The 24,630-nt window shown below is 45.8% G+C and carries 18 protein-coding genes; 3 read left to right on the top strand and 15 right to left on the bottom strand.

Going from position 1 to position 24,630, the window contains the following annotated elements:
* Nucleotides 1–288 precede the first annotated feature (288 nt).
* Entirely contained in the window at nucleotides 289–2,007 is a 1,719-nt protein-coding gene (locus tag ACNKW2_RS15220) for an AMP-binding protein (RefSeq protein ID WP_419149319.1), read from the top strand.
* Between the two features lie 78 nt (nucleotides 2,008–2,085).
* On the opposite strand, the gene ACNKW2_RS15215 is transcribed toward ACNKW2_RS15220, so the two are convergent.
* From ACNKW2_RS15215 to ACNKW2_RS15150, 14 genes are all read right to left on the bottom strand, one after another.
* The gene (locus ACNKW2_RS15215; RefSeq protein ID WP_419149318.1) at nucleotides 2,086–2,472 is read right to left on the bottom strand and encodes a hypothetical protein; all 387 of its coding nucleotides are present in this window, start codon (nucleotides 2,470–2,472) and stop codon (nucleotides 2,086–2,088) included.
* A 311-nt stretch (nucleotides 2,473–2,783) separates the two neighbouring features.
* On the bottom strand, nucleotides 2,784–4,118 hold the full coding sequence (locus ACNKW2_RS15210; RefSeq protein WP_419149317.1) for a sensor histidine kinase: 1,335 nt from the start codon (nucleotides 4,116–4,118) through the stop codon (nucleotides 2,784–2,786).
* The gene (locus tag ACNKW2_RS15205) at nucleotides 4,115–5,434 is read right to left on the bottom strand and encodes a sigma-54-dependent transcriptional regulator (protein ID WP_419149316.1); all 1,320 of its coding nucleotides are present in this window, start codon (nucleotides 5,432–5,434) and stop codon (nucleotides 4,115–4,117) included. The genes ACNKW2_RS15210 and ACNKW2_RS15205 overlap by 4 nt, the downstream gene beginning before the upstream one ends.
* 55 nt (nucleotides 5,435–5,489) lie before the next feature.
* The gene (locus ACNKW2_RS15200) at nucleotides 5,490–6,710 is read right to left on the bottom strand and encodes an ABC transporter permease (RefSeq protein ID WP_419149315.1); all 1,221 of its coding nucleotides are present in this window, start codon (nucleotides 6,708–6,710) and stop codon (nucleotides 5,490–5,492) included.
* Nucleotides 6,711–6,712: 2 nt separating this feature from the next.
* Nucleotides 6,713–8,074 (bottom strand): ABC transporter permease, encoded by a 1,362-nt coding sequence (locus ACNKW2_RS15195; RefSeq protein ID WP_419149314.1) that lies wholly within the window; start codon nucleotides 8,072–8,074, stop codon nucleotides 6,713–6,715.
* A 9-nt stretch (nucleotides 8,075–8,083) separates the two neighbouring features.
* The gene (locus ACNKW2_RS15190) at nucleotides 8,084–8,779 is read right to left on the bottom strand and encodes an ABC transporter ATP-binding protein (RefSeq protein ID WP_419149313.1); all 696 of its coding nucleotides are present in this window, start codon (nucleotides 8,777–8,779) and stop codon (nucleotides 8,084–8,086) included.
* A 15-nt stretch (nucleotides 8,780–8,794) separates the two neighbouring features.
* Entirely contained in the window at nucleotides 8,795–10,063 is a 1,269-nt protein-coding gene (locus ACNKW2_RS15185; RefSeq protein WP_419149312.1) for an efflux RND transporter periplasmic adaptor subunit, read from the bottom strand.
* A 466-nt stretch (nucleotides 10,064–10,529) separates the two neighbouring features.
* On the bottom strand, nucleotides 10,530–11,057 hold the full coding sequence (locus ACNKW2_RS15180) for a hypothetical protein (RefSeq protein ID WP_419149311.1): 528 nt from the start codon (nucleotides 11,055–11,057) through the stop codon (nucleotides 10,530–10,532).
* Nucleotides 11,047–11,364 (bottom strand): hypothetical protein, encoded by a 318-nt coding sequence (locus ACNKW2_RS15175; protein WP_419149310.1) that lies wholly within the window; start codon nucleotides 11,362–11,364, stop codon nucleotides 11,047–11,049. The genes ACNKW2_RS15180 and ACNKW2_RS15175 overlap by 11 nt, the downstream gene beginning before the upstream one ends.
* A gap of 415 nt (nucleotides 11,365–11,779) precedes the next feature.
* Nucleotides 11,780–13,684 (bottom strand): acetate--CoA ligase, encoded by a 1,905-nt coding sequence (locus ACNKW2_RS15170; RefSeq protein WP_419149309.1) that lies wholly within the window; start codon nucleotides 13,682–13,684, stop codon nucleotides 11,780–11,782.
* Nucleotides 13,685–13,806: 122 nt separating this feature from the next.
* Nucleotides 13,807–14,475, bottom strand: coding sequence for a GntR family transcriptional regulator (locus ACNKW2_RS15165; RefSeq protein ID WP_419149308.1), 669 nt, complete (start codon nucleotides 14,473–14,475; stop codon nucleotides 13,807–13,809).
* A gap of 322 nt (nucleotides 14,476–14,797) precedes the next feature.
* Entirely contained in the window at nucleotides 14,798–16,294 is a 1,497-nt protein-coding gene (locus tag ACNKW2_RS15160) for an aldehyde dehydrogenase (NADP(+)) (RefSeq protein WP_419149307.1), read from the bottom strand.
* Between the two features lie 9 nt (nucleotides 16,295–16,303).
* A complete protein-coding gene (locus ACNKW2_RS15155) occupies nucleotides 16,304–17,305 on the bottom strand; it encodes a 4-hydroxyproline epimerase (RefSeq protein WP_419149306.1) in 1,002 nt (333 codons plus the stop codon).
* A gap of 4 nt (nucleotides 17,306–17,309) precedes the next feature.
* Nucleotides 17,310–18,224, bottom strand: coding sequence for a dihydrodipicolinate synthase family protein (locus ACNKW2_RS15150; protein WP_419149305.1), 915 nt, complete (start codon nucleotides 18,222–18,224; stop codon nucleotides 17,310–17,312).
* A 227-nt stretch (nucleotides 18,225–18,451) separates the two neighbouring features.
* Between ACNKW2_RS15150 and ACNKW2_RS15145 the strand changes: the two genes are divergently transcribed.
* The gene (locus ACNKW2_RS15145; RefSeq protein WP_419149304.1) at nucleotides 18,452–19,687 is read left to right on the top strand and encodes an NAD(P)/FAD-dependent oxidoreductase; all 1,236 of its coding nucleotides are present in this window, start codon (nucleotides 18,452–18,454) and stop codon (nucleotides 19,685–19,687) included.
* Nucleotides 19,688–19,695: 8 nt separating this feature from the next.
* The gene (locus ACNKW2_RS15140; RefSeq protein WP_419149303.1) at nucleotides 19,696–20,907 is read left to right on the top strand and encodes a M24 family metallopeptidase; all 1,212 of its coding nucleotides are present in this window, start codon (nucleotides 19,696–19,698) and stop codon (nucleotides 20,905–20,907) included.
* Between the two features lie 23 nt (nucleotides 20,908–20,930).
* Here ACNKW2_RS15140 and ACNKW2_RS15135 read toward each other — a convergent pair whose 3' ends face one another.
* Entirely contained in the window at nucleotides 20,931–24,542 is a 3,612-nt protein-coding gene (locus ACNKW2_RS15135; protein WP_419149320.1) for a sensor histidine kinase, read from the bottom strand.
* Nucleotides 24,543–24,630: the final 88 nt, after the last annotated feature.

Raw genomic sequence — 24,630 nt, 5'->3', positions numbered from 1 at the left:
GGCTGCCGATGCATTGCTGAGTGAAATAAGTACAGCAAAGATCAACACGCCCTAGTTTCGACTACGTAAAAAAATCGATTCAATCAATACAATACGATAACAAAGCCAAATTGATCAGCGCCAACGCGAATTGTTGTCTTATCGCGGCCGAGATTACCTGAGTATAGCCATTAGTCTTAATTTTGAGTTTTTCATCCCGCTTTTCTTTATCTTGTCGACAATTAAGTTATCACTGTAGTAACAAGGGTTAAATAACAACAAGACGTTCAGCCACAGCAAGGATCAGATATGAACACAGTTAGCATGAACTTAGAAACCAATAATCGCAATAAAAGCTATTTCAAAGGCAGCCAGGCCAGTGCGCTTTCTCCTCAGACCATAGGTGCGTACCTTGAAGGTATTGTCGACAATTATCCCGAGCGTGACGCCATTGTCGTCCACCATCAAAATGTTCGTTTAAGCTACCGCCAATACCTTGCCAAGATTAATCAGCTTGCAGCCAGCCTGCTCGCCATGGGAATACGCCCAGGCGATCGCATTGGCATTTGGTCACCTAATAATTTGGAGTGGAGTTTAGTACAATTTGCCAGTGCCAAAATCGGGGCCATTATGGTTTGCATTAACCCCGCCTACCGCCCTAGCGAACTGGAATTTGTGTTGAATAATGTTGACTGCAAAATGTTAGTGATGGCGAAATCGTTTAAACAGAGTCATTATGTTAATATGATAAGAGAGTTGGCCCCTGAGTCTTATCATTGTGTATTTGGTGAGTTGCATGCCCAGCGCTTGCCGTCACTTAAACAGCTGGTGTTAATCGACTCAGACCCTGAGCCCGGCTTTATGAATTTTACGACATTGATGAACCAAGCTACGGATGCCAATTATTTGGAAATGGCTGCCATCGCCAGCAATCTAACCGCCGATCAAGCCATCAATATTCAATTCACTTCGGGCACCACAGGCAACCCGAAAGGCGCCACCCTAACCCACCGTAACATTTTGAACAATGGTCTGTTAGTGGCCAATGCCATGCAACTCACAGAGCAAGACCGGCTGTGTATTCCAGTGCCGCTGTGTCACTGCTTTGGCATGGTGTTGGGTAACTTAGTGTGTATTAGTAAAGGCGCGTGTGCCGTGTTCCCAGGCAGTAGCTTTGAGCCACTGCAAACCCTCAAAGTGGTTGAACAAGAGTGTTGTACGGCTCTGCATGGTGTGCCGACGATGTTTATAGCCCAATTAGAACACCCTGAGTTTAACAAGTTTGATCTATCTAGCTTACGGACTGGAGTGATGGCTGGCGCCACTTGCCCAGAAAAATTAATGCGCCAAGTTCAGACAGACATGCACATGACGGATGTGCTGATAGGCTACGGTCAAACCGAATGCAGCCCCATCAATAACATCACTGAAATCGACTCTTCTATCGCTAAGCGTACTCAGACGGTGGGTCGGGCCATGCCACATACCGAGGTGAAAATCATTGATGAACTCGGTCATATTGCGCCCATCGGCACACCAGGTGAGGTTTGTGCGCGGGGTTATTGTGTGATGCAAGGCTATTGGCAAGACCAAGCAAAAACCGCCGCCACCATAGATAATGACGGCTGGCTGCATTCTGGCGATCTTGGCGTAATGGACGAAGAAGGCTTTGTCAGCATTGTTGGCCGCATTAAAGACATGATCATTCGCGGCGGTGAAAACATTTACCCGAAAGAGATAGAAGAAGTCTTGTATCACCACCATGATATTTTAGATGCCGCGGTATTCGGAATTCAAGATGACAAGTACGGTGAAGAGGTGTGCGCTTGGGTGCAATTAAAACCCGGTCACTACATTGCTGAAAGCAGCATCCGAGACTACCTAAAAGATAAGCTGGCTTATTTTAAAGTGCCAAAACACATCAAACTAGTTGATGCGTATCCTATGACCGTCACCGGTAAGCTACAAAAGTTTAAAATGCGCGAACAAATGGAAGATGAGCTGGCTGCGATGAAAGAGTCACTGTAACTCGTATCAACCGGTATTAAGAGTGAAATAGCCAACAACCACACTGGCGCTCACTCTTATCTTCATTCTGATGGAAAATTACCATGTGTGTATAAATGCGTAATAATACAAACCATAAAGGAAAGGCAAAGAAAGCGTTAAGTTGAGTGCGATAATTTTGATGGTTGTAACACCCCCTAACTCCGCTTTTAACGATTTAAATTTTGGTGAGAAATAGCACAATAACACCAATACAACATTGATAATAAAAAAGCCCTGCCAAAACCTTTGACTAGCAAGATTTTCACCAATAGCGCCGTAGTAAATTGCCGTGCAACCAATCACAGAAATCACAATATCAAAAATATCTTGTATCACCTCAAGCACAGGTTGATGCGAATATTCCCCGTTTAGTAGGGCATACACCTTTGCTAACACATAGATGGATAAGAGCAATGTCGTAATGATAAAAATAGACCACAGCATAAGTGCAACTGTTACTTAATTTAATTACTTTATCCGCTTATCTACCGAGCAGATGACCGCGTTCTATCTAAGGTTGAGGTATTCGTTCTTGCTGTTGGAGCTGCTTTTCCAGTTTATCTACTTTTGTCATTGCTATTAGGCCAAGCGTAAAACCAATACTCCCCATGCTTACTCCCATGATGCCAAAGATAAAACCGAGACTGTCCATTAATAAACTCCTTATCTAATACTGAAGGCCGTAAGCAATCACTTTGAGTAGTGTTATTTACGCAGTTGCTTGTTAATATCGAATTTAACTATTGTTTCTCATATTAAACAGGCTCACAAAGCGGCAGGTCAAATTGCACCATCAGTCCACCCTTTTCGCGGTTGCAAAGTTTTAATTGGCCACCGTGGGCAACCGCCACCTCATTGCATATACTTAAGCCAATGCCAGTGCCGAAGGGTTTGGTCGAGAAAAAGGGTAAAACGGCATTGGCCAGCTTTTGCTCTTCCATGCCTTCACCGCGGTCGACGATAGCAACAATTAAACGCTGGTAATCAATCAGTAGCTTAACACCTATTTCTTGTACGTTGGAGCCTGACTCGTGGGCGTTTTTTAATACATTGATCAACACCTGCTCAATTTGCACCGGATCAAAGTAAGCATGTTCACAGGGGATCTCGGCCAACAGTTGAAATGGATAGAGCTGCTCTACGGAGCGTAAAATGGGTGCCAACGCTTGTTTTGATATACTTGGCGCTGGTAAGCGAGCAAATTCACTGTATTTGGCGACAAACTCCGATAGGTTTTCGGTGCGGCGGTTAATGGTCTCGAGCATCTCCGGCAGCAACTTAATCAGTTCAGGATTTTGCGAGGTCCTGCTTTTTTCGACAATGGTGTTGGCTGAGTTGGTTAATGACGAAATGGGCGCAAGGGAGTTATTTAGTTCATGACTAATTAAACGAATGGCGTTTTTCCACAAATTCAGCTCTTGACGACTTATTTCATTGGAAAGATTCTGACACATCAGCAATACATGAGGCTGATGATTGAGCACGATGTGCTGACGCGAAAAATGAAAGCTTTGTTTTTCTTCATTGAGCTGAAAGGTGACAAACCCAGACTCTTGCTGCAATAACGTCGCCTGCAGCTTAGCATCAGCACGCGCGATGGCCTGATGCAACACGAGACCATTAAGAGGCTGCTGGGTATTTAACAAAGTCGCAGCTTTGTTGTTGGCGTAAACAATTTGCTCAAATTGATTCAGCAAAATAATCGACACCGGAGACACCTGTAAAATGGTGTCGAGCAATAGCTCACGCTGACTGCTGGCGTGGCGCTGCTTCTTTAAGGTTGCAGACAGCTTATTGTACTCGGCGATCAGCTCACTCATTTCGATGCTTTCAAAATGGGTGATTTGCACCGAGAAATCTTCGTCTTTAAAGCTACGAATACCATCGCGTAAGCAATCAACTATCTGTTGATGACGTCGAAAAAAATAAGCAGTGCTAAACAGCCCCACCAAAACACTCAACAATAACCCTATCAAAAAGGCTAAATGCAGTGGCAATGCCAAGGCGGTTAAGGCCAACACACACAGAGTGAGTACCAGTAGTGCCAAACAGAGACAAATAAAAACCGCCGCTTGCAGTGAGATCATCATTTTAAGCCAAACTTTTCCATGCGCCGATACAAAGCTTGGCGACTGAGCCCGAGCTGCCTTGCCGCTTTACTGACAACGCCATTAGCCTTGTCCAAGGCTGCCTCGATATCCGCTTGTGTGTATTCTAGCTGTTGGCTATGTTGCTGTTCAGGTAATGCCAAGTGCTCGCAATCTATTTCACTTTGATTACACAGTAGCGCAGCGCGACCGATAGTGTTTTGTAACTCACGAACGTTGCCAGGCCAACTGTAACGTTTTAATTGTTTCATGGCCGCGTCGCTAATCGACTTTTCTTTTGCTAAAAAATGCTCCACCAATGCGGGAATGTCTTCTTTGCGTTCACTTAAAGGCGGGAGTTTTAATTCAACCATGTTAAGGCGGTAATATAAATCCTCACGAAATGTCCCTGCGTTTATCGCTTTCACTAAGTCGATGTTGGTAGCGCTAATTACTCGCACATGCACTTTGGTGGTGCGAGTACTGCCAACTCGCTCAAACTCACCGCTTTGTAACACCCGCAACAACTTTTGTTGTCCTGCAAGTGGCAAATTGCCAATTTCATCTAAAAATAGCGTGCCGCCATCCGCTGCCTCAAAACGTCCAGCTCGAGCTTTTTGTGCACCGGTATAGGCACCAGACTCGACGCCAAATAGCTCCGCTTCGATTAATTCTGCCGGTATGGCACCGGCATTGACTTTGATAAATGGCTTATCTCGATAACGACTATTAGCCTGTACGATCTCAGCGATTTTTTCTTTGCCAGCGCCGTTGGGACCGGTTATTAAAATGGGGGCATCTGAGTCAGCGACTTGAGTAGCCATTTCCAACAAACTTAACATTGCCGAATCGGCAACTACCACTGAGCACAAATCAAAATGCTGCTGTAAGTGGTGTAATCGCGACTGGCGCTGTGCTGACACTTGATTGACCTGCTCTTGTAGCTCGCGCATTTCTACTAAGTTTTTTACTGAAGTAACCAGCTTATGATCTTTCCAAGGCTTTGCTAAATAGTCTGCCGCCCCTTCTTTTATCAACTCTACAGCCATTTCGAGATTAGCCCACGCCGTTAATAAGATAATGGGAATGTCAGGCTCAATATCTCGGATAGCTCGAAATAACGCTTTGCCCTCCTCGCCACTGGTAGTGTCGCGAGTAAAGTTCATGTCTTGGATCACTAAGTCAAACTGCTTAGAACGCAGTTTATCCAACCCTTGCTGTGGCGCCGTTACGCCTTCGCAAGGAATATCGTTCAATAACAGCAAGACCTTAATGGCTTGGATCACATCGGGGTTATCATCTATAACCAGTACACTCATGTAGTAACAATTCCTTGAATGTTCGCCAGCTCATTGTGGACTGGCATTATTATTTTTAGCTCGATTTGGTCACTTGCGCCGGCGACACTTTGGCCGCCTCTCTGGCGGGTAAGTAGACTGCTAGCGTGCTAATTAACCAAGTAAAGAGTGCCACTGCCACTAATAATGGCAATTCAACCACACTTTGTACATGGACATTATTCATTAAAAAATAATACAGCAAAATCGCCAGCGGGAATCCTAACACTAGGCCAATAAAGACTAAAATGGTATTCTCTTTTATTAATGTCGTCATCACCATCGACCGTGAGGCTCCTAATGCCCGTAGGACACCATGATCTTTCTTACGTAAACTAACCGAAAAGCTCACTAAAGCAATGATCCCCATTGCAGTCACTATACAGGCAATCAGGCTGATACCACTCATGGTAAAGGCAAATGTACTGCGACCATCCCAAAGGCGCTTCTTAGCCCGAGCGGCGTATTCTACCCGCTGCACCATTCTGCCAGGTGTGTGATATAAAGCGGTCTCGACTTGTTGCAACACCCTTTCAGGAACTCCTTCTGCAACCCGCACTAGGTAATTTAGCTTTTGTCGGTTACCCCAGAGTACTTCTGGTACTATGCCAGAATGATATTGCTGCTGTGAGTAAGTGGCACTCTCGCCAAGCATTTTACCTTGATACACCCCAACCACCCGATGCGGAATACGTTGTCGCGAAATATAAACAGTTTGACCTAAAGCAGAGCCATTACCAAACAAGGCTTCACTGAGCTCTTCACTGATCATGATGACTCCAGCGTTGTTACTCTGAAAACTGCCTTTAATGTATTCACTAGGATAAAAACGCCGCCCAGCAATAACCTTTAGCCCTAATACATCAATACCTTTCTCATCTAGGCCAAAATAGCCAAACACACGATAATCGGTTTCTGGCTGAGTGTCTTTAAACATGGTCCAGCCGGGGCCTTGGCTGTCTAATACCAGTTCGTGGCTGGCATAACTTGCCGCTATTACCCCAGGAACGGCTTCTATTGCCTGAACATCTTGCTCGATTAAGGAAGCAATATCGATGTTATTATCAAACACCCGAGTGGTGACATTTAATATTTGGTTCTCCTCCAACTTGGAGGGGATTAACCAATTTTGTAATGTCGCATAACTGATAAAGGCCGTATTACTGACAATCATCACCGTAATGGCTACTTGCAGAATAATCAGTAGCGAAATACCTTTTTGTTGTAGTAATAGTTTTAAAATGTGTTTAATCGCCATGATTACCCCCTAAGTTGTGAAGCTGGAGAGATGCGGCTACTGAGGTAAACCGGATAAAAAGCCGATAGTGCCACGGCGGCAAAAATACCAAGGGTGGTAATGAATGCCAGTTGACCATCAAATTGATAGATTTGTCTTACTTGCTCAGCCAAGGCCATATAGTCCGACTGGTACATGCGCAAATGGAACATGAGCTCAAGACCAGCGAAGGCAAAAATAAAACCCACCACGACCGCAGCGCTGGTCAATATCGTAATTTCTAAAAAATGAACTTTCATGATCATCGCGCGATTGGCTCCAAGTGCGCGGTAGAGTGCTGTGAGCTTACGATTGGCTTGAAACTTAGCTAACAGTATCCCTATGGTATTCACCAAACAAATGGCAAACAGTAAATATGAAAAAGTAAGATAAATGGCTTCCCAGGCCATAAAACGCTGCAGCACAATGTACAATTCAGACATGCTGTGCATAATATTATTATTGCTGTGCTGAAAACGGCCTAGCTCTTGTTCTTTAGCAATGTAATTACGCAGCCAGTCTTGAGTTATTGCCTTTTGAGCAGCCGTTTCATTTGCTTTATATTCAACCCAGGCAACTAAGTATCCACATTCTGCGTTATTGAGTGCTGTCACTTCTCCACGCCTTGGGTTAACATCTGAATACAATTGCTCGCTACGACAAGTCACAAGTTGCGTTCTGTCGTAGTTTTGTTGCAACGCAAAAGCCAACGGCACAAAGGCATCGTGATTGTAATTGTTGCTAAAGGTAAGATCTTGAAAACGGCGTTTATAGTTACTTAAATCGACGACCCCAACCACTTGCAGTTGCTCGCCTTTTACTTGCACAAACTGACCTACCGAGTTTTCACCTGCAAATAGTCGATCGTTTGCATTTTTACTCAGTACCACCACAGCACTGGCGCTTTGCTCTAACTCCGGTGTCCAGGATTGGCCGTAAATAAAAGGCGCATCTAAAATCGCAAACAGTTCATGATCTGTTGCCGCCGCTTCTACACTGATTGGTCTTGCTGAATTGTCTTCAAGTCCAACAATAAACTCGGTTGTGTAATTCAACGACAGTTGTTCATAGGGTAAGTCAGCTTGCTTTAGCGCCATAGCGTCTTTATAAGTCAACCTTGGGTAATGCATAAACTCTGTAACATCTTGGTCTTGGTTATAAAAATTCAATCCCACTGTGTACAGGCGTTCGCCTTTATAGCCAATGACTTCGCTACTACTTTGTTTCACAATCGCCGACATGGTCAGCATCAGCGTGATCCCTACGGCCAGATTAATGATCATTAATACACTTAGTTTTGGCTTTTGCTTAAGACCTTGCCAAGCCAATAAAAACAATTCCTTCATAGCCCTCTCCTACACTGCAAGCTCGGTCAACTGCGATTTTGTGATGTCGCTTAACTCACCGTCGAGGATTTGGATATTACGACCTGCGCGACTGGCTAATTCGTTATCATGCGTTACCATAATAAGTGTTGTGCCTGAGCGATTAACTTCTTGTAGTAAATCCATTACCTGCCTTGCCATCAAACTATCGAGATTTCCGGTGGGTTCATCCGCTAATAAAAAGCGTGGTTTGCCTGCCAGCGCTCTGGCAATGGCAACACGCTGCTGCTGACCGCCACTGAGCTGAGCCGGAAAATGCGCCATGCGACTAGCAAGGCCCACCAGCTCCAACGCTTCAGTAATACGCTTTTTACGCTCAGCTGCTTTAATACCGCGAAATATCAGAGGCACTTCCACGTTGTCGTATAAAGACAGATCAGCGATAAGGTTAAAACCCTGAAAAATAAAACCAATTTTTTCATTCCGCAATTGTGATAAATGTGTATCATTGAGCTTTGCCACGTCTTGACCATCTAGCAGGTATTCGCCCTGCTCAAAACGCTCCAGTAGGCCTGCAATATTCAAAAATGTGGTTTTTCCTGAGCCCGATGGCCCAGTAATGGCAATAAACTCGCCCTCGTTAATGCTCAGATTGACCTCGTTTAATGCATGCGTTTCCAGTAACTCGGTACGATAGATTTTGCTAAGGTTATTCATTTTTAACATTTGTTGTTCCTTAGATTATTTCGATAATAAAACGGTGGATTTACTGTTAAATGGCGCAAGACTTGAGATCACAATTTCTTGCCCGGCCTGTAGACCTGACAGCACCTCAACCTCTGAAATACTTTTTACGCCCAGTTTTATGTCTATTTGTTTAGCTTGATCACCAGTAATGGTGTAGGTATAGCGACCCGCTCCGGTTTCCACAAATGCTCCACGGCGCACTTTTAAAACCGCCGCTTTATGTGACAACACAATCCGAGTGGAAACCTTTTGGTTTTGTCGCAACCCCTTTGGCTGGTCAGTAAAGCGCACTCTGGCGCTGACCCTGCCGTCTTCGACCTCCGGTGAAATAGCCACTAATTGAGCTGGATATTGATATTGATTAATAAACACTTCGGCAGCCATGCCCACGGCTAAACTTTCTGCGTACAATTCCGGGATCTGAGCTTCTACTTCAAGCTCCGAGAGATCAACAAGCGATAATAATGCGGCATCACGCTGCACAAACTGTTTTTGTTGGACATGCACGGTTCCGACAATACCCGACAACGGAGAAGTGATGGTTAAGGCATCAACCTGACGCTGAACCTCTTGTAAAATATGTTGTTGTCTTGCCAGACTCAGCTCACTGCTTTTCAGTTCAAAGGATAAACGTTCTTGCTCCAGTTTAAGCGACTCAATCGCATGCCGTTCTTTTAACTCAGCCCGCTTTAAGTACACCATAGACTGCTCAAGTTCCAGCTTTGAGATTATCTGTTTGCTAATACTTTCTTTTGCTCGCGCCATTTCCCGTTGTGCGGCTTCGAGCTCCACCTTAGCCATTTCCATGCGCTGTTTGGTATCGAGCAACTGCTGCTTAATGGCGATGCGTTGACGCTCGACCTCAGTTTGTAAGCGCTCAAAAGTTGCCTGTTCTTGCAGTAATTGGTTAGTCAGCTCCGGGCTGTCGATCGTTAACAGAGGCTGTCCGGCTTGTATTTCATCGCCTGGTTGCACTTGTAGGGTCACCGTGCCGGCGGCAATAGCGTAGAGATCAGGGTTATTGGCCGCTAAAGTACGGCCCTCAACACGAATGTCTTCGCTGATGTCACCTTTAACCACAGTGGCGGTACGTAATTGGCTACGAGATACCGCCTGCTCGGCACTCAAAATGCGGTCAATACTAGGCCAAGCAGTGCCTACCCCTGTAGCCGTTATGACTATCACAGCTAGCAACAACAGTGGCTTTTTGAAGCTGTGTTTTCGCACTAGTTGCTTGTCTTGTGCGCTGGTGTCTTTGATCATCTTCCCTCCCGGCGGACAACACACTGTCCGCATTGATTTATAGATAGTAATATCAAAGACTGTGCCAAACTTTACACTATTGTTTTATAAAGACTTTTTATCATATTCAATCTAAGTGGCCGTTGTTTGGACGGACAGCGGACAGTTCGCGGACAACGCCAAGACAGCTAAAAGCAACAAAATATACCTATGCAAACATAAAGCGGAATGGTAGGCGTGGTGATATAAAAAACGGGGAAGTTATACCAATTCGCTTAATTAAATGGTCTATTTTAGGCAAGAAAATTTTGTCGATAACCCCGCTCCCGCGTCCTGCTATCGCTCTGGTACCTATATCCATATAGGCAAGACAAAAATTTTGCTATTTAGTTGTTCTAAATAAGAAATTTTTAACGCATTTAGCGTCAAATTTACTCCCTCAAATTGAGCAAGTATTAATTCGGGTTGGTATTAGAGGCATTAGAAATTAGCTTTTTGCTGCGACGTATTTTGTGTAGATATCGATAACAAAAAGTTCAACTAGTGAAATACATTTATCTAGATCTTCATCTGATATTTCGACTTGCTCACCATCAAGCGTAAAGCCATTACGATGAACGAAATCATGGCGTAACTCTAACTGCTTCAATAACTCACTGCTTATGTTAAAACGAATATTTAACACTTTTTTATAATACATTTCGACGTCATTTAAGCGGTGCCAAACTAGTGCTTTCATAGAGCGTACTAAATACGTTTCAATAGAATTATTTAGTGCAAACGGAATCGTAACGGTAGCAGCCCTAAACTTGTCGTGACTCGCCAATCTCTGAAGTGATTGGTGACAATCTGTTATCTCAAAAATGAACAGGTTTGAAAGAAATTGCTCCATAAGACTAATTACATTAGAAAAATATAACTGATTATGAAAACTATCCCTATTTTGAGCTTTGATGTTTGCTATTCCGTCCTTAAAAACATCTAAAAACTCATTTGCTTTTTCCTCAGAACTCATTAGCGTGGTACTCCACTTTAATCTCAGACTTTAAAGCGGGGTCTTCAGTTGACACCTCAAGAGTCCAATCCACGCCTACGTTTGAAGAGAAAACGGTTATGTTGTAATCATTCCCATCATTATCTTCAAACGAATCATAATTCTCACTTACACTATCCCTGTATCTATCAGCGGCAAAATTGGGAGATGGAACACTAATAACTGATAGCTCAACACTACCTCTGTAAATAATTAGATATCCGCCTGAAATTGGAGGCATACAGTCATTGCCGTCTAATGTAAAACTCATAGGTATCAACTTAATCATAAAATCAACACCCCAATTATAACAGCATACTTGTCGGCTTACAGCCATAGAAAGCTAACTCTTGCCGTAAACCTCAAAATGATTCAGATTAATTGCAATGGTTTAAGCAAAAGATCGCGGGGTAAACCCACTCCTACCCTACGTTCATTTGTCGAGGCAGTAACAGTAGAACCCTGAGATTCTGCTTAGGTGAAACTTGCATCAGGTCTTAGCTGATTAATTCCCACTCAGAGCTTTAGCCACTTCTTTGTGGCCTAAAATGGGTAGGAGCAGCTTTTGCTGTACACCTTAAAATGACTCAGGGTAATTGCAAAGGTGTAAGCAAAAGATCGCGGGGTGAACCCGCTCCTAGGCTAAGTTCATCTGCCGAGGTGTGCGGGTGCAAGGTTTTTCGTTGTTAAAGTGTCCGCTTAACTCAAGAGGCAGCGCTCACTTCTGTGCGTTGCCATAGTTGCTGGATTTCATCAATAATAGTCGGGTCGTCGATGGTTGATGGCACCACTATTTTTTCACCATCCACCAGCTGGCGAAGGTTTTTCCTGAGGATCTTACCGGAGCGGGTTTTCGGTAAACGCTCTACCACCTTAATGGTTTTTAAACAGGCAATAGCGCCGATTTTTTCGCGGATCAATAAGCGGATCTGTTCGGCGATTTGAGCCTCGCTGGCGCTGCTACCATCTTTGAGTACCACCATGGCAATAGGCACTTGTCCTTTGAGTTCGTCTTTGCCTGCAAACACAGCACATTCTGCGATGTCAATGTGCGCCGCGACAATTTCTTCCATCTCACCGGTGGATAATCGATGCCCAGCGACATTAATGACATCGTCGGTGCGGCCCATAATGAAAAGGTAGCCATCGTCATCCAAATAGCCGCCGTCGCCAGATAAGTAATACCCTGGATATTGATTTAAATAGCTGCCTCTAAAGCGTTCATTGTTATTCCAAATGGTGGTTAAGCAGCCAGGAGGCAGTGGCAGTTTAATCGCTACTACGCCTTGTTCATTGGCCTGACACGGGCTGCCATCAACGTCCAGTATTGCTACTTGATAGCCGGGGGTGGGCACAGTAGCGCTGCCCGCTTTGGTAGGCAATAGCTCAATCCCCACTGGGTTACTCGCAATCGCCCAGCCGGTTTCGGTTTGCCACCAGTGATCAATAACCGGCAATGCGGTTTTGCTTTGTAACCATTCATAGGTGGCTGGGTCGAGGCGCTCACCGGCTAAGAAAAGGGTTTGCAGACTACTGGTATCGTAGTTTGCCAGTAATTTTGCCTCTGGATCTTCCTTTTTAATGGCCCGAAATGCTGTTGGGGCAGTAAATAATGCTTTAACTTGGTACTCTTCCACCACCCGCCAAAATGCCCCCGCATCTGGGGTCTTAATTGGCTTACCTTCGTATAGCACCGTGGTACAACCAAAAATAAGCGGGCCATAGACAATATAAGAGTGACCAACCACCCAACCAATGTCGGAGGCTGCCCAAAATACTTCGCCAGGCTTCATACCATATACACTGTCCATGCTGTAGTTCAGTGCCACTGCATGACCACCTTGCTCACGCACTACCCCTTTAGGCGTGCCGGTGGTGCCAGAGGTATATAAAATATAAAGTGGATGGTTACTGGGCAGCGGGATGGCAGCCATTCCTTCTGGCTGCTCACTCACACTATACCAGTCAAGGTCACGACCTGTGGTCATTTGCGCCTCACAGGCTTGGCGCAGTAAAATAATACATTGTTGTACTTTGTGGCTGGCAAGCGTTAACGCTTCGTCAAGCAGTGGCTTATAAGCAATGACGCGGCCAATCTCAATGCCACAAGAAGCACTGATCACCACTTTTGGCTTGGCATCGTCAATACGCACGGCCAGTTCATGGGGCGCAAAGCCACCAAACACCACCGAATGAATGGCCCCCACTCGAGCACACGCGAGCATCGCCACTACGGCTTCTGGCACCATTGGCATGTAAATCACCACGCGGTCGCCTGGTACCACACCAAGCGCCGTCAAGCCGGCGGCAAAACGGCTAACCTTATCTAACAGTTCACTATAGCTTATTTTGCTCTTGGTGTTGCTCACCGGTGAATCGTAGATCAAAGCGGTTTGCTCACCTCGCCCTTGCTGTACATGATAATCCAATGCTAAATAGCTGGTGTTCATGGTGCCGTCGCTAAACCAGTGGCTTAGGCCCTCTTCATCTTGGCTATGGCCCTGAGTTGGCGCGTTGTGCCAATCAAGCTTTGCCGCTTGCTGCAGCCAAAATGCTTCTGGGTCTTGTTGAAATTGTTGATATGCCTGTTGATAGGTCGTTGTTGTCATAATGGTTACTCAAGCTGTTCCTGAATATCCATTAAAGATAGTTAACTTTGGCCGCTAAGTAGACTCGACTTTAGTCGGCCATGACTGATGTAGATCAAAGTCTGGGTTAAAACCCAGCGCCATTACTCTTGTTCGCTTTCCAGCTTAAGTAATAAAGCCTTGATATCGTCTTTGGCAGCCGTAATGTGCTGCTGTAAAAAGCGACAAGCCTCTTCCACATTTTTTTCTCGGCAAAGCGTAAGTAAAGTTCGATGTTCCTCTGGGGCTGTGGTTATGCCACCTGCAAGAAGGATATGCATACGCACATAGCGTTCCGAGTTTTTGCCGTACATTTCTACTAGCTCACGGGTTTGCGGGCGCTCGGCTTTGCTGTATAGCTTGTTATGAAATTCGGCATTGAGCTTTCCAGTCGCCAGCTGAGTGTCGCCCGCCGCCATGGCCTCTTCTAAGTCGGCTAAAATGGCTTCCGCCTCGAGTAAGTCTCTGGCAGTTAAATGGCTTATGGAGTGGCGCAGTAATTCCGCCTCTAATAAGGCGCGTAGGTCAAAAATTTCGTCGATTTGCTCGGCGCTTAGACCGGTAACCGTGGCGCCTTTGTGCGCTTCAAAATTGACTAAGCCTTCCGCTTCTAGTTGCAACAGGGCTTCGCGCACGGGAATGCGACTGACATTTAACTCCTCAGCCAGTGCTGCTTGCCTTAACGGCTCACCCGCCTTGATCTCTCCCAGTAGGATTTTTTCACGAATTGCTTCTGCAACCAGTTGCGTTCGAGTTTTATGTACAATCGCCATAGTGTTTCGTAGTTATTGTTTTATCTCGTCATTATATACGCAACTGGTAGAAAATTGCATGTTTGTAAGAAAATACCATTCTGACTTAATACTTGATCAATTTGAGGGATTAAATCTGACGCTAGCTGCGTTAAAAATTTCTTATTTAGAACAACTAAATAGCAAAATTTTTGCCTTGCCTATATGGATGTAGGTACCTTGGCGGTAGCAGGACGCGAGAGCGGTGCTATCGACAAGATTTTCTCGCCTCAAAATAGACCACTTAATTAAGCAAAATGGTATAAAGAAAAAGCCCGGAGCAGAACTTCGGGCTTGGCTTTGCTTAACTTTGTATACAAATTGGTCGCACAAAGCGACGTAAGGCCTCGAGGCCGACCGAGGTACTGCGAACATCGGTGGAGGCTGGAAATGGCCCGCCATGATTCATGGTGGCACAGACCTCAACACCGGTGGGCATTTGGCCATAAATAAGCCGTCCCACGCGATATTGCAATGCCTCAAGCAGCGTATCGGCGTGCTTAAGATCCTCTGAAGTAGCGTGAACACTGGCGGTCAATTGACCGTCTAATTGCGCAACCATTTCCTCCAGTTGAGCTATATCTTCGTAGCCAACCACCAGCGCCGCCGGACCGAAGATTTCCTGCTGTAACGCTTCGTTGCTGATAAAATCCGTAATATCGCAATAGTACAATTGTGCTGGGGCATGAAATGGCTTGGCTTTTGTAGCCACTTGTAAGCACTCCACCTCTGGCAGGGTTTGCAATTGTGCCACGCTTTGCTCAAACGACTTCAAGATCCCTGGGGTTAAAAGCGTATCAGACGCCGAGCTGACTACTTGCGTTTTCGCCGCTGCGATAAACTCAGCGCTTGAGCATTTAGGTAGCAACCACACCCCTGGGCTGGTGCAAAACTGGCCATTGCCCATTAACATCGATTGCACCAACTGCTGTGCTAATTCTGCGCCTTCGGCGGCGGCTTTTTGTGGCAACACAAATTGTGGGTTACTGCTGCCCAGCTCACCATAAAATGGAATGGGCTCAGCACGGCTAGCAATCGTCTGTTGCAACGCATAGGCAACGCTAAACGACCCGGTAAAGCCGACGGCTTTAACCTCTGGTGCTTTCACCAACCAGTGAGCAACATCATAGGTTTTGGCCTGAAGCATTGAAAATACCCCCGCCGGCATGTCGCACTTCTCCACAGCAGCAGCAACGGCTCGCGTCATTAACTCACATGTGGCTGGATGTGCTGGGTGTCCCTTATATACTACTGGGCAACCGGCTGCCAATGCCGCCGCCGTATCGCCACCTAAAGTGGAAAAGGCATAAGGAAAGTTCGAGGCACCAAACACTGCCACCACACCCACAGGTAAGTGTTTTAATTGGGTTTTGGGCTTAGGTAAGGGTTGTCGCTCAGGCTCTGCAGCTTGGCTTTTTTCTAATTGCAGCTGGGCTAAGTCATCGCGTAATGCTGTGGCAAACGCTTTTAACTGAGTCACCGTGCGCCCCCGCTCACCTTCTAAACGCTGGCGTGGTAGATTGGTTTCAGCCATGGTGGTGGTGATGAGTTCATCACCCAGTGCTAACACCTCCTCTGCAATGGTTTCTAAAAACTCCGCACGCTTTATCAGTGGCTGTCTGCGATACTGGGCAAAAGCCTGATCAGCCGCGGTTACCGCTTGGTTTACTTGCTCCTCGGAGGCATTCTGAAAATGCACCTCGAAGGGTTGATTGTTCGCTGGGCTAAACGCCTGAAAAGTGCCAGTTTGCGGCGCGGCTTGCCAGTGCCCTGCGATGTAGCTTGTTGCTGTTAACTTCATGCTTCACTCCTACAATACTTGAAACCCGAAGGCATACGGGTCTTGGTCGTCAATGGTGATACAATTACTGCCTGTTTTTCTTGCCCACCCTTGGATACTGGGTAATATGGCCATTTTTCCTGCCACTTCAGTACAGCCTTCTATCTTGCCGATGAATTGGCTCGCGATGATGCTTTCGTGGATAAAAGTATCGCCTTGCTTTAATTGCCCTTTGGCAAATAACTGTGCCATTCGAGCACTGGTGCCAGTGCCACATGGGGAACGGTCGAGGGCTTTGTCGCCATAAAATACCGCGTTGGCGGCATGGCTATTTTGCTGTTTCGGTTGGCCGGTCCATAACACATGCGAAGCACCACATACGGTGGGATCTTCAGGGTGAACAGGGTTTATCTGGGCATTGACCGCTTCACGAACCTTGGGGCTCCAGGCCAATAGCTGTGCAGCTGTTGAGCGTTCAAGCCCAGCAAACGCACTTTGCGGTTCAACAATAATGTAAAAGTTACCGCCATAAGCGATGTCAACGATCAACTCACCCAGACCTTCAACCATGACTGGTACTGCTTCGTGGGCCAAAAATGCAGGAACGTTGAACAGTTTCACCCATGTGACCTTTGCCCCGTCCATTTCATAATAGGCATTTACTCTACCAGCCGGGGTATCAAGTTTGATTAACCCGGGCTGATTGGCTCTGATCAGACCATTTTCCAAGCCAAAGGTCACCGTTCCTATGGTGCCATGACCACACATTGGCAGACACCCAGACGTTTCAATGAACAAAATAGCAGCATCGCCGTCTGTGGTCGTTGGTGGATATAAGAAGGCACCCGACATCATGTCATGGCCTCTGGGCTCAAACATCAAGCCACGGCGGATCCAATCATACTCACGGACAAAATGCTGACGTTTTTCACTCATGTTGTCACCCACAAGTTTAGGGTGCCCGCTGGTGACTAAGCGCACAGGATTACCGCAGGTATGGCCATCAATGCAATAATAGGTGCCTAAAATCATGGGGTTAATCCAAGTTGTATTGACTAAGGTCGATGCGACTCGCCATCGCTTGGTCATATAAGCGGCTGACTTCGGCCTGTTCTTCTGGTGTTAAAGGAAGGCGCGGAGAGCGAGTAACATAACTGCCACGACCCGCTAAGTACTCTGCATACTTAATGCACTGCACTAGAGTCGGAATGGTGTCTAGCCGCAGTAATGGTAAAAACCAGCGCCATAACTCGCGCGCTTCTTGGTAGCGACCCTGCTCCGCCAGTTTAAAAATCGCCACCGATTCACGTGGGAAAACATTGGTTAAACCCGAGATCCAACCAGTTGCACCAAGCATCAGGCTTTCTAAAGCAATATCATCTACGCCACCAAACACCACAAAACGCTCACCAAAGGCACTGAACAGTTCGCTTACCCGGCGAGTATCTTCCGTGGCTTCTTTTACCGAAACAATATTGTCTTCTTGCGCCAGTGTCTTCATCCCAGCAATGGAGACATCCACCCCATAAGTGACTGGGTTGTTATAGATCATGATTGGCAAGGCGATGTTTCTTGCCACCTGTTGATAGTGATGAATGGCCTCACGCTCTGTGGAGCGATACACCATGCCTGGCAACACCATTAAGCCATCAATACCGAGCTGTTCAGCATCTTTAGCAAATTCCACAGCCAATGCTGTGGTGGTTTCAGCGACACCAGTAAGCAGCGGCACACGCCCAGCCACCACTTCTTTGGCTGCTTTTAGCACTGCGCGCTTTTCATCTGCTTGTAAAGAGCAATTTTCGCCCACGGTGCCAAGAACAATAATGCCATGGACTCCTTCCTCAATAAGCTCGTTTATCATCGCCTTTGTGGAGTCAAAGTTGATACTTTCATCGTCATTAAATTGTGTTGTTACTGCCGGGTATACGCCGCGCCACTCTATCTTCATGGTTTTACCTTTCATTGATGTGATTAGTTATTATGCTTGCCATAATAGGTATATTGTATACAATAATCAATATTCAAAATTAAGTTTTTCCTTTAGCTGTTGACTAAAACCCTTGCTTTAATAACTAAGCCATTGATTTAAATGAAAAATAAATTAATCAAAACGACGTTATAGATTCTGCGCTTTGGCATTACAGCAAAATACAATATTGAAAATTGAGAGGTCGGGTGAAAAAACATAACACTATTGCCGTGATTGGTGCCGGCGTAATTGGCATCACCACGGCGCTGCAATTACAGCGTCGTGGCTACCAAGTTACTTTGTTTGATAAAGCTGAACCGGCATCGGCGTGCTCACAAGGCAATGCCGGTCATTTTGCCACCGAGCAAATTTTCCCGATGGCGGATGTTAGCTTGCTTGGAAAGTTGCCAAAAATGCTCTTCGACCCGATGGGTCCCTTAAGCATTGAAGTTAGTAGCATGATTAGCAACTTGCCGTGGTTTTGGCGCTTTTTGAAGCACATGCGTAAAGCCCGTTTTCAACATGGCGTCGCGGCATTAACTGCATTAAACCAAGCGGCGCTGCCGTCTTACCAGCGCTTACTGGCAGAGCACTATTATGAATTGATAAACACCAATGGCAGCCTGTTGGTGTGTGAAAGCCAACATAACCTCGATGCCTTGTATGATAAATACCGCCGAGGCGGTGTCTCGGTGTTAAAACTTGATAAGCTACAAGCGCTAAACCTTGAGAGCAATTTATCTCAGCGTATTGTAGGGGCGCTGTATTTTAATGAGGTGGGTCACAGTATAAATCCATACCACTTATGTCAGTGGCTGTACCAACGCTTTAGTGCTGCAGGTGGCCTGTTTAGCAAGGCTAACATTGACAAAATTGTAACGACCGAGCGCCGTCATCTGCTTCAGGCCAGTGAACACACCTTAGGTTTATTCGACCATGTGGTCATTGCCACAGGGGCATGGGGGAAGTCTTTGTGTCAGCAATTGGGTTATAACCTGCCATTGATTGCTGAGCGCGGCTATCACACCATGGTAAATAACAAAGCGGTTTTCTCACGCCCAGTAGCCTCCAGCGAAAGAGGATTTATCATGACACCCATGCAAACGGGCCTACGCTTAGCGGGCACGGTAGAATTTGCCAATGTTAATAGCGTGCCAAATTACCACCGAGCCCGCGCTTTATTTACCCATGCCCAGACCTTGGTTGAATTGCCACTAGTTGAGCAGCAAGAGCAAGTTTGGGTGGGTGTCCGCCCTACTTTGCCGGATTATTTACCGGTCATAGGCCAAGCACCAAAGCATGATTCTATCTACTTTGCTCTAGGTCATCAGCACCTAGGTTTAACACAAGCCGCGATTACCAGTGAATGTATCGCAGATCTTATTGACAAAAAGCCAAACGACATCGATCTTACTCCCTTTAGTATTTCTCGATTCGCATAGGAGCCAAAATGAAAGGTATTTCCTACCAAAGCGCACAACAAGCGCTAGATAACTTAACCGATATGACCCAAGATGTGTCGCCAATTCCGCAAAGCGAGTATTTGGGCAGAATCGAGCAAGTTCAACGCTACATGAAACAAAACCAAATTGATGCTTTATATTTAAATGCCGGCACCAATTTACAGTATTTCACTGGTTTACAGTGGTATGCCAGCGAACGCTTGGTTGGCGCAATTTTGCCTGCAGATGGCCAAGTGCAATTCGTTGTGCCATTTTTCGAAATAGGTTCAATAAAAGACTATTGGTTAATTGAAGGCCCTATCCACGCTTGGCAAGAAGAAGAGTCTCCCTATGCACTCATTGCACAGGTGTTGAATAGCTTAGGCTATGATAAACAAGCAACTGTTGCGATTGATGAAAGTACTGCATTTTTCGTTGCCGATGGCATTCAAAAAGCCGCACCCGAGCTTAAATTAATCAATGCCACTGAGGTCACTGCCCATTGTCGAATGCAAAAATCTGCCAATGAAATTGCACTGATCCAACGCGCCATGGACATGACACTTGAAGTTCACAAGGCAACAGCGTCCATGCTCTATGAAGGGATCACCACCACTGAAGTCGAGGCCTTTATTAATCAGGCACATAAAAAAGTGGGTGCTTCCGGAAGTTATTTTTGCATTGTGCTATTTGGCCAAGCCTCCTCTTATCCACATGGGGTAAAGAACCCGCAAACATTGCAGCCTGGTGATGTTGTTCTGGTGGACACGGGTTGTAAGGTGCATGGCTACCTCAGTGATATTACCCGTACTTATGTGTTTGGCGAAGCCACTGAACAGCAAAAAACCATTTGGCAGGTAGAAAAGCAGGCGCAGATCGCGGCATTTAACGCAGCCAAAGTGGGGGCTACCTGTGGTGATGTTGATAAAGCCGCACGAGATTACATCGCCAGCCAAGGACTGGGACCCGACTACCAGCTGCCAGGTTGCCCGCACCGCACTGGACATGGCATTGGTCTAGATATTCACGAATGGCCTTATTTAGTCAAAGACAATCCAGAGCCGTTGGCACCAGGGATGTGCTTTTCGAACGAACCTATGTTGGTGGTACCAGAGCAGTTTGGTGTGCGATTAGAAGACCACTTTTATGTAACTGAAAGCGGGCCAAAATGGTTTACCGAACCGGCGTTCAGTATCGACAACCCATTTGCAGTTAAGTAACTGATATTGCCAGTGAGCTCTGCTCACTGGCTAGCTCCCTGTTGTTCGTGGTTTTGTTGCTGCAATGGCACTTTAACGGTTATCTCAACCCCTTCCCATTGCTCACTTTGACAACGGATCTCCCCCTTAAGCAGCTGAGTAACTAGGTTATAGACTATATGCATCCCCAAGCCACAGCCCCCTTGATTGCGTTTGCTGGTGACAAAGGGCTCAAATAAGCTTTTTTGCATGGCTTCATTCATCCCTACACCATTATCACGGTATATTATTCGCCAAAACTGTTCATCGCAGCTGACATAAATCGTTACCGAACCACTGGCGCTGCCCTCAAAGCCATGAATAATCGAGTTATTAAATAAATTGGCCATAACTTGGTAGATAGCACCCGGGTACGTGGTTAGGTTGATATTTTTATCGCCCTCAATGGCTAAGTGGATCTCTTTGTTTTTTGCTAGCGGTTTTAGCGAGTCAAAAACATCATGGACATAGTCGTAAAGATTGATCTCACGCTCCGTTTCACTGGATTGATCCACGGCCACCTGTTTGAAATTACTGATAAGCCCCTCTGCACGCTGTAAGTTGCGATGGATCAGTGAATAGCCTTGACGCTGAGACTCGATGGATTCGAGTAAATCCTGCTGTTTAAGGGTTTTAGCCTCTAATTTTTTTACCACATTACCCAGGCTGTCTTCATTATGCGATACCGCGGTAATAGCAATACCAAGCGGGGTATTTATCTCATGGGCGACTCCAGCAACCACGGCACCTAAGGACGCCATTTTTTCACTCTCAATCAGCTCTTCTTGGGTTTGCTTTAACTCAAACATGGCTCGTTCTAACTTTTGATTTTTCTTATAAAGCTCATCGGTACGCATAGCGACTTTTATTTCTAACTGTTCATTAAGTGACTGCAATGCCTGCTGATGGGCTTTTAAATCGGCAATATCCTTTAATGCCCCCGCTATCCGTGTTGCTCTGCCATTATCGTCGCGGTCTACCACTTTGCCACGGTCTAACACCCACAACCATTCACCTTGATGATCCTTTACCCTGATGGAGAGCTCATACACTTCGCTTTTGCCGTCGACACATTCGCGTAGCTTTTCTTCTAACGCGACACAATCTTTTGGATGCACAAATTCATATAGTTCTGGTAGTCTAAGTTTCTGTTGCTGAGTACCAAAATTGATTCTTGGATGAACGCTGTAGCGATAAATATCGCCAGTGGCCACATGCCAATCCCACAGCTCATCACCACTGGCCCACAAAGATAACTCTAAGCGCTCCTGTAACTGTGCCATTTTTTGGTTATCAGCCAGCACTTGCTGATAACGCTGTTGTCTGACACGAATGAACACACTAATAGCCACCATGATGAGCAGTGCGTAGATAGCCTTAGAATATCCATTCCACCAAAGTGGCGCGGCAATATTAATCGTAAACTCGTGCACCGGCGATTGTAGATTAAAGCGGTTAACCGTATACGCTTCTACTTGATACTGCCCGGGCTCCAACTGCAATAAATTAATTTGTCGCACTCCGCTGGCAAGCTTTAACCACTTATCACTCAGCCCCCTAACGCGATAAAAAAAACGCAAATTCTCAGAACCAAAATCGAGGCTGGAATATTGTAATGAAAGGATGTTTTGGTCGTAGTTCAGTGAAATTGACGAAGCTAACTCAGGCGCCACTTGCAGTATGCCATCCGGATCTGGTCTCAGCGGCTCTCCTAGCAGCTCAATGTTGGAGACAAGAATTGGCCGTGCCGTATTGGAGACCGAAACATTTTGCGGAAAAAACTGATTAAACCCTTTAGCGCCTCCCATAAAGACTCTGCCATCGGGTGCTTTCCAAGCAGCATTATAATTAAACTCATGGCCTTGCACCCCATCTATAGGTAAAAAGTTATCAATGGCAAAATCCATAACATTAACTCGTGTCATGCCACCACTGGTACCTAACCACATGTATTCATAATCATCGTACACTAGCCCCCACACCGCTTGATTGGCTAAGCCATCTGTCTCCGTTAGGCTACGCATTACTTCAAGATTTTTATTGAGTATGGTAATGCCAGTTTCACTAGCCACCCATATTCGCCCCCAAGGATCTTGCTCAACCATAAAGACTAAGTTCGACTTCAGTCCTTCTTGTGTGGTTAAGTTATTGAGTTGTCCTTGAGCGTATTTAAACAGCCCCTCACCAATTGAACCGAACCAAAGCGCCTGGCCAATGACTTTAAATGAAGAAACATGAGAGGGAGCATGACTATAGCCTTCGAAAAATGGCACTAGGGTGTTGCTATCAGAGTCATAGCGCATCACTCCTAAGGTTCTTGAACTGACCAAAATGCTACCTTGATAATAGATAACATCATTAAAACTCAACTCCGGACCATTTTCAGAATCGGGGTTTAACTTAGTAAAGCCACCATCGCTTAGACCATAACGGATCACTCCATCCCCTCGAGTAGTGACCCAAAGAACATTATTATAAATTTTTACCTGAGTAATAAAACTGCCTTTGATCACCGATAAGCTGGGGAATATACGATGTGCAGCAACGAAACTCTCATTTTGATAGATATATAGGCCCGAAGACGTGCCAATCCAAAAACGTTCGTCTGCATCTAGAGCAAAATTACGGACATCAGGGTGCCCTAATGGAGAGTGAGGGAAGTTATGTTCACTGACATGGCCAAAAGACTCACTCAGTTGGCTAAAAAAATGTAACCCCTGTGACTCTGTGCCAATCCACAAATCGCCATTGCGATCACGAGTAACGCTAAGAACATTATTGTCTCTTAAGCCATCGTATTGCTCTGCACGACGATACCAATGACGCACCACATTACCTTGCAGATCTAAAATATACACGCCGTTGTTACTGGCAACGAGAATTTCACTGGCTCTTACTTTAAGGTCGTTGATACTCAAGTTGACCCGCTTACTCACCTTTTTGCGCCAGTTAACCTTCGTAAATTGAGTATCAAAACTGATCAAATTCTCCTCAGAATCGATTAAAAACACTCGCTCTCCAGCAACAACCAAGCGTTTAAAGTCTCCTGTTAATAACAGCTCACTGCCAACTTTTTGCTTTGGTTGCTTCATCAACCCCTTACCGTTGAGATAGAGAAAAGCATCACTAGTTTGTTGCACTTGACGGACGAACGCGCCCTGCAGGTAGAGCTTTTCTGGTGCCAAGCTCGCTTGATCCACTTGGTACGCTTCGCCTTCCTCAGTAGAAATAATTACCGAGTCACCAAAGCAGTCCAGATGCTTTACCCGATCGGAGGTTATGACTTCATGATGTGTGGCGAGGAGCGAACGAAATGTGCCGGCCTCTGTATCATACACGCTCAAACCGGTGCTTGTGCCAACCCAAATAAAGCGTTCGCGGTGGCAAATGTCCGTAATAAAGCCACCGGATAAGTGCGACTTAGAGTTTTGTTTAACCGAAAATTGTACGAATTCATGGCCATCGAATCGATTTAGACCCGCTTGCGTGCCCAACCAAATATAGCCCAGCTGATCTTGGCTTATGGCCGTGACAGTTACTTGACTTAAGCCCGAATTATAATCATATCTGCGCATGACTTGTGCGGTATCGTTAAAGCTTGGAAAACTTGCAGCCATTACCCATGCTGGCACAAACAAGACTAAAACAATAATTAGGCTGGTGAGTGTAAAAGCGTGGTTAGAACGCATAGTTCGTTGCATAGAC

Origin of the sequence: Pseudoalteromonas 'SMAR' (genome assembly GCF_048515945.1) — a bacterium.
Lineage (GTDB): Bacteria > Pseudomonadota > Gammaproteobacteria > Enterobacterales > Alteromonadaceae > Pseudoalteromonas.
Note: the sequence above shows the minus strand (reverse complement) of the source record. Positions and strands in the feature narration are given on the sequence as shown.

Coding starts and splice junctions, on each gene's coding strand:
- ACNKW2_RS15220 (WP_419149319.1), top strand. CDS start 289: ATGAACACAGTTAGCATGAACTTAGAAACCAATAATCGCAATAAAAGC.
- ACNKW2_RS15215 (WP_419149318.1), bottom strand. CDS start 2,472: ATGCTGTGGTCTATTTTTATCATTACGACATTGCTCTTATCCATCTAT.
- ACNKW2_RS15210 (WP_419149317.1), bottom strand. CDS start 4,118: ATGATGATCTCACTGCAAGCGGCGGTTTTTATTTGTCTCTGTTTGGCA.
- ACNKW2_RS15205 (WP_419149316.1), bottom strand. CDS start 5,434: ATGAGTGTACTGGTTATAGATGATAACCCCGATGTGATCCAAGCCATT.
- ACNKW2_RS15200 (WP_419149315.1), bottom strand. CDS start 6,710: ATGGCGATTAAACACATTTTAAAACTATTACTACAACAAAAAGGTATT.
- ACNKW2_RS15195 (WP_419149314.1), bottom strand. CDS start 8,074: ATGAAGGAATTGTTTTTATTGGCTTGGCAAGGTCTTAAGCAAAAGCCA.
- ACNKW2_RS15190 (WP_419149313.1), bottom strand. CDS start 8,779: ATGTTAAAAATGAATAACCTTAGCAAAATCTATCGTACCGAGTTACTG.
- ACNKW2_RS15185 (WP_419149312.1), bottom strand. CDS start 10,063: ATGATCAAAGACACCAGCGCACAAGACAAGCAACTAGTGCGAAAACAC.
- ACNKW2_RS15180 (WP_419149311.1), bottom strand. CDS start 11,057: ATGAGTTCTGAGGAAAAAGCAAATGAGTTTTTAGATGTTTTTAAGGAC.
- ACNKW2_RS15175 (WP_419149310.1), bottom strand. CDS start 11,364: ATGATTAAGTTGATACCTATGAGTTTTACATTAGACGGCAATGACTGT.
- ACNKW2_RS15170 (WP_419149309.1), bottom strand. CDS start 13,684: ATGACAACAACGACCTATCAACAGGCATATCAACAATTTCAACAAGAC.
- ACNKW2_RS15165 (WP_419149308.1), bottom strand. CDS start 14,475: ATGGCGATTGTACATAAAACTCGAACGCAACTGGTTGCAGAAGCAATT.
- ACNKW2_RS15160 (WP_419149307.1), bottom strand. CDS start 16,294: ATGAAGTTAACAGCAACAAGCTACATCGCAGGGCACTGGCAAGCCGCG.
- ACNKW2_RS15155 (WP_419149306.1), bottom strand. CDS start 17,305: ATGATTTTAGGCACCTATTATTGCATTGATGGCCATACCTGCGGTAAT.
- ACNKW2_RS15150 (WP_419149305.1), bottom strand. CDS start 18,224: ATGAAGATAGAGTGGCGCGGCGTATACCCGGCAGTAACAACACAATTT.
- ACNKW2_RS15140 (WP_419149303.1), top strand. CDS start 19,696: ATGAAAGGTATTTCCTACCAAAGCGCACAACAAGCGCTAGATAACTTA.
- ACNKW2_RS15135 (WP_419149320.1), bottom strand. CDS start 24,542: ATGGCTGCAAGTTTTCCAAGCTTTAACGATACCGCACAAGTCATGCGC.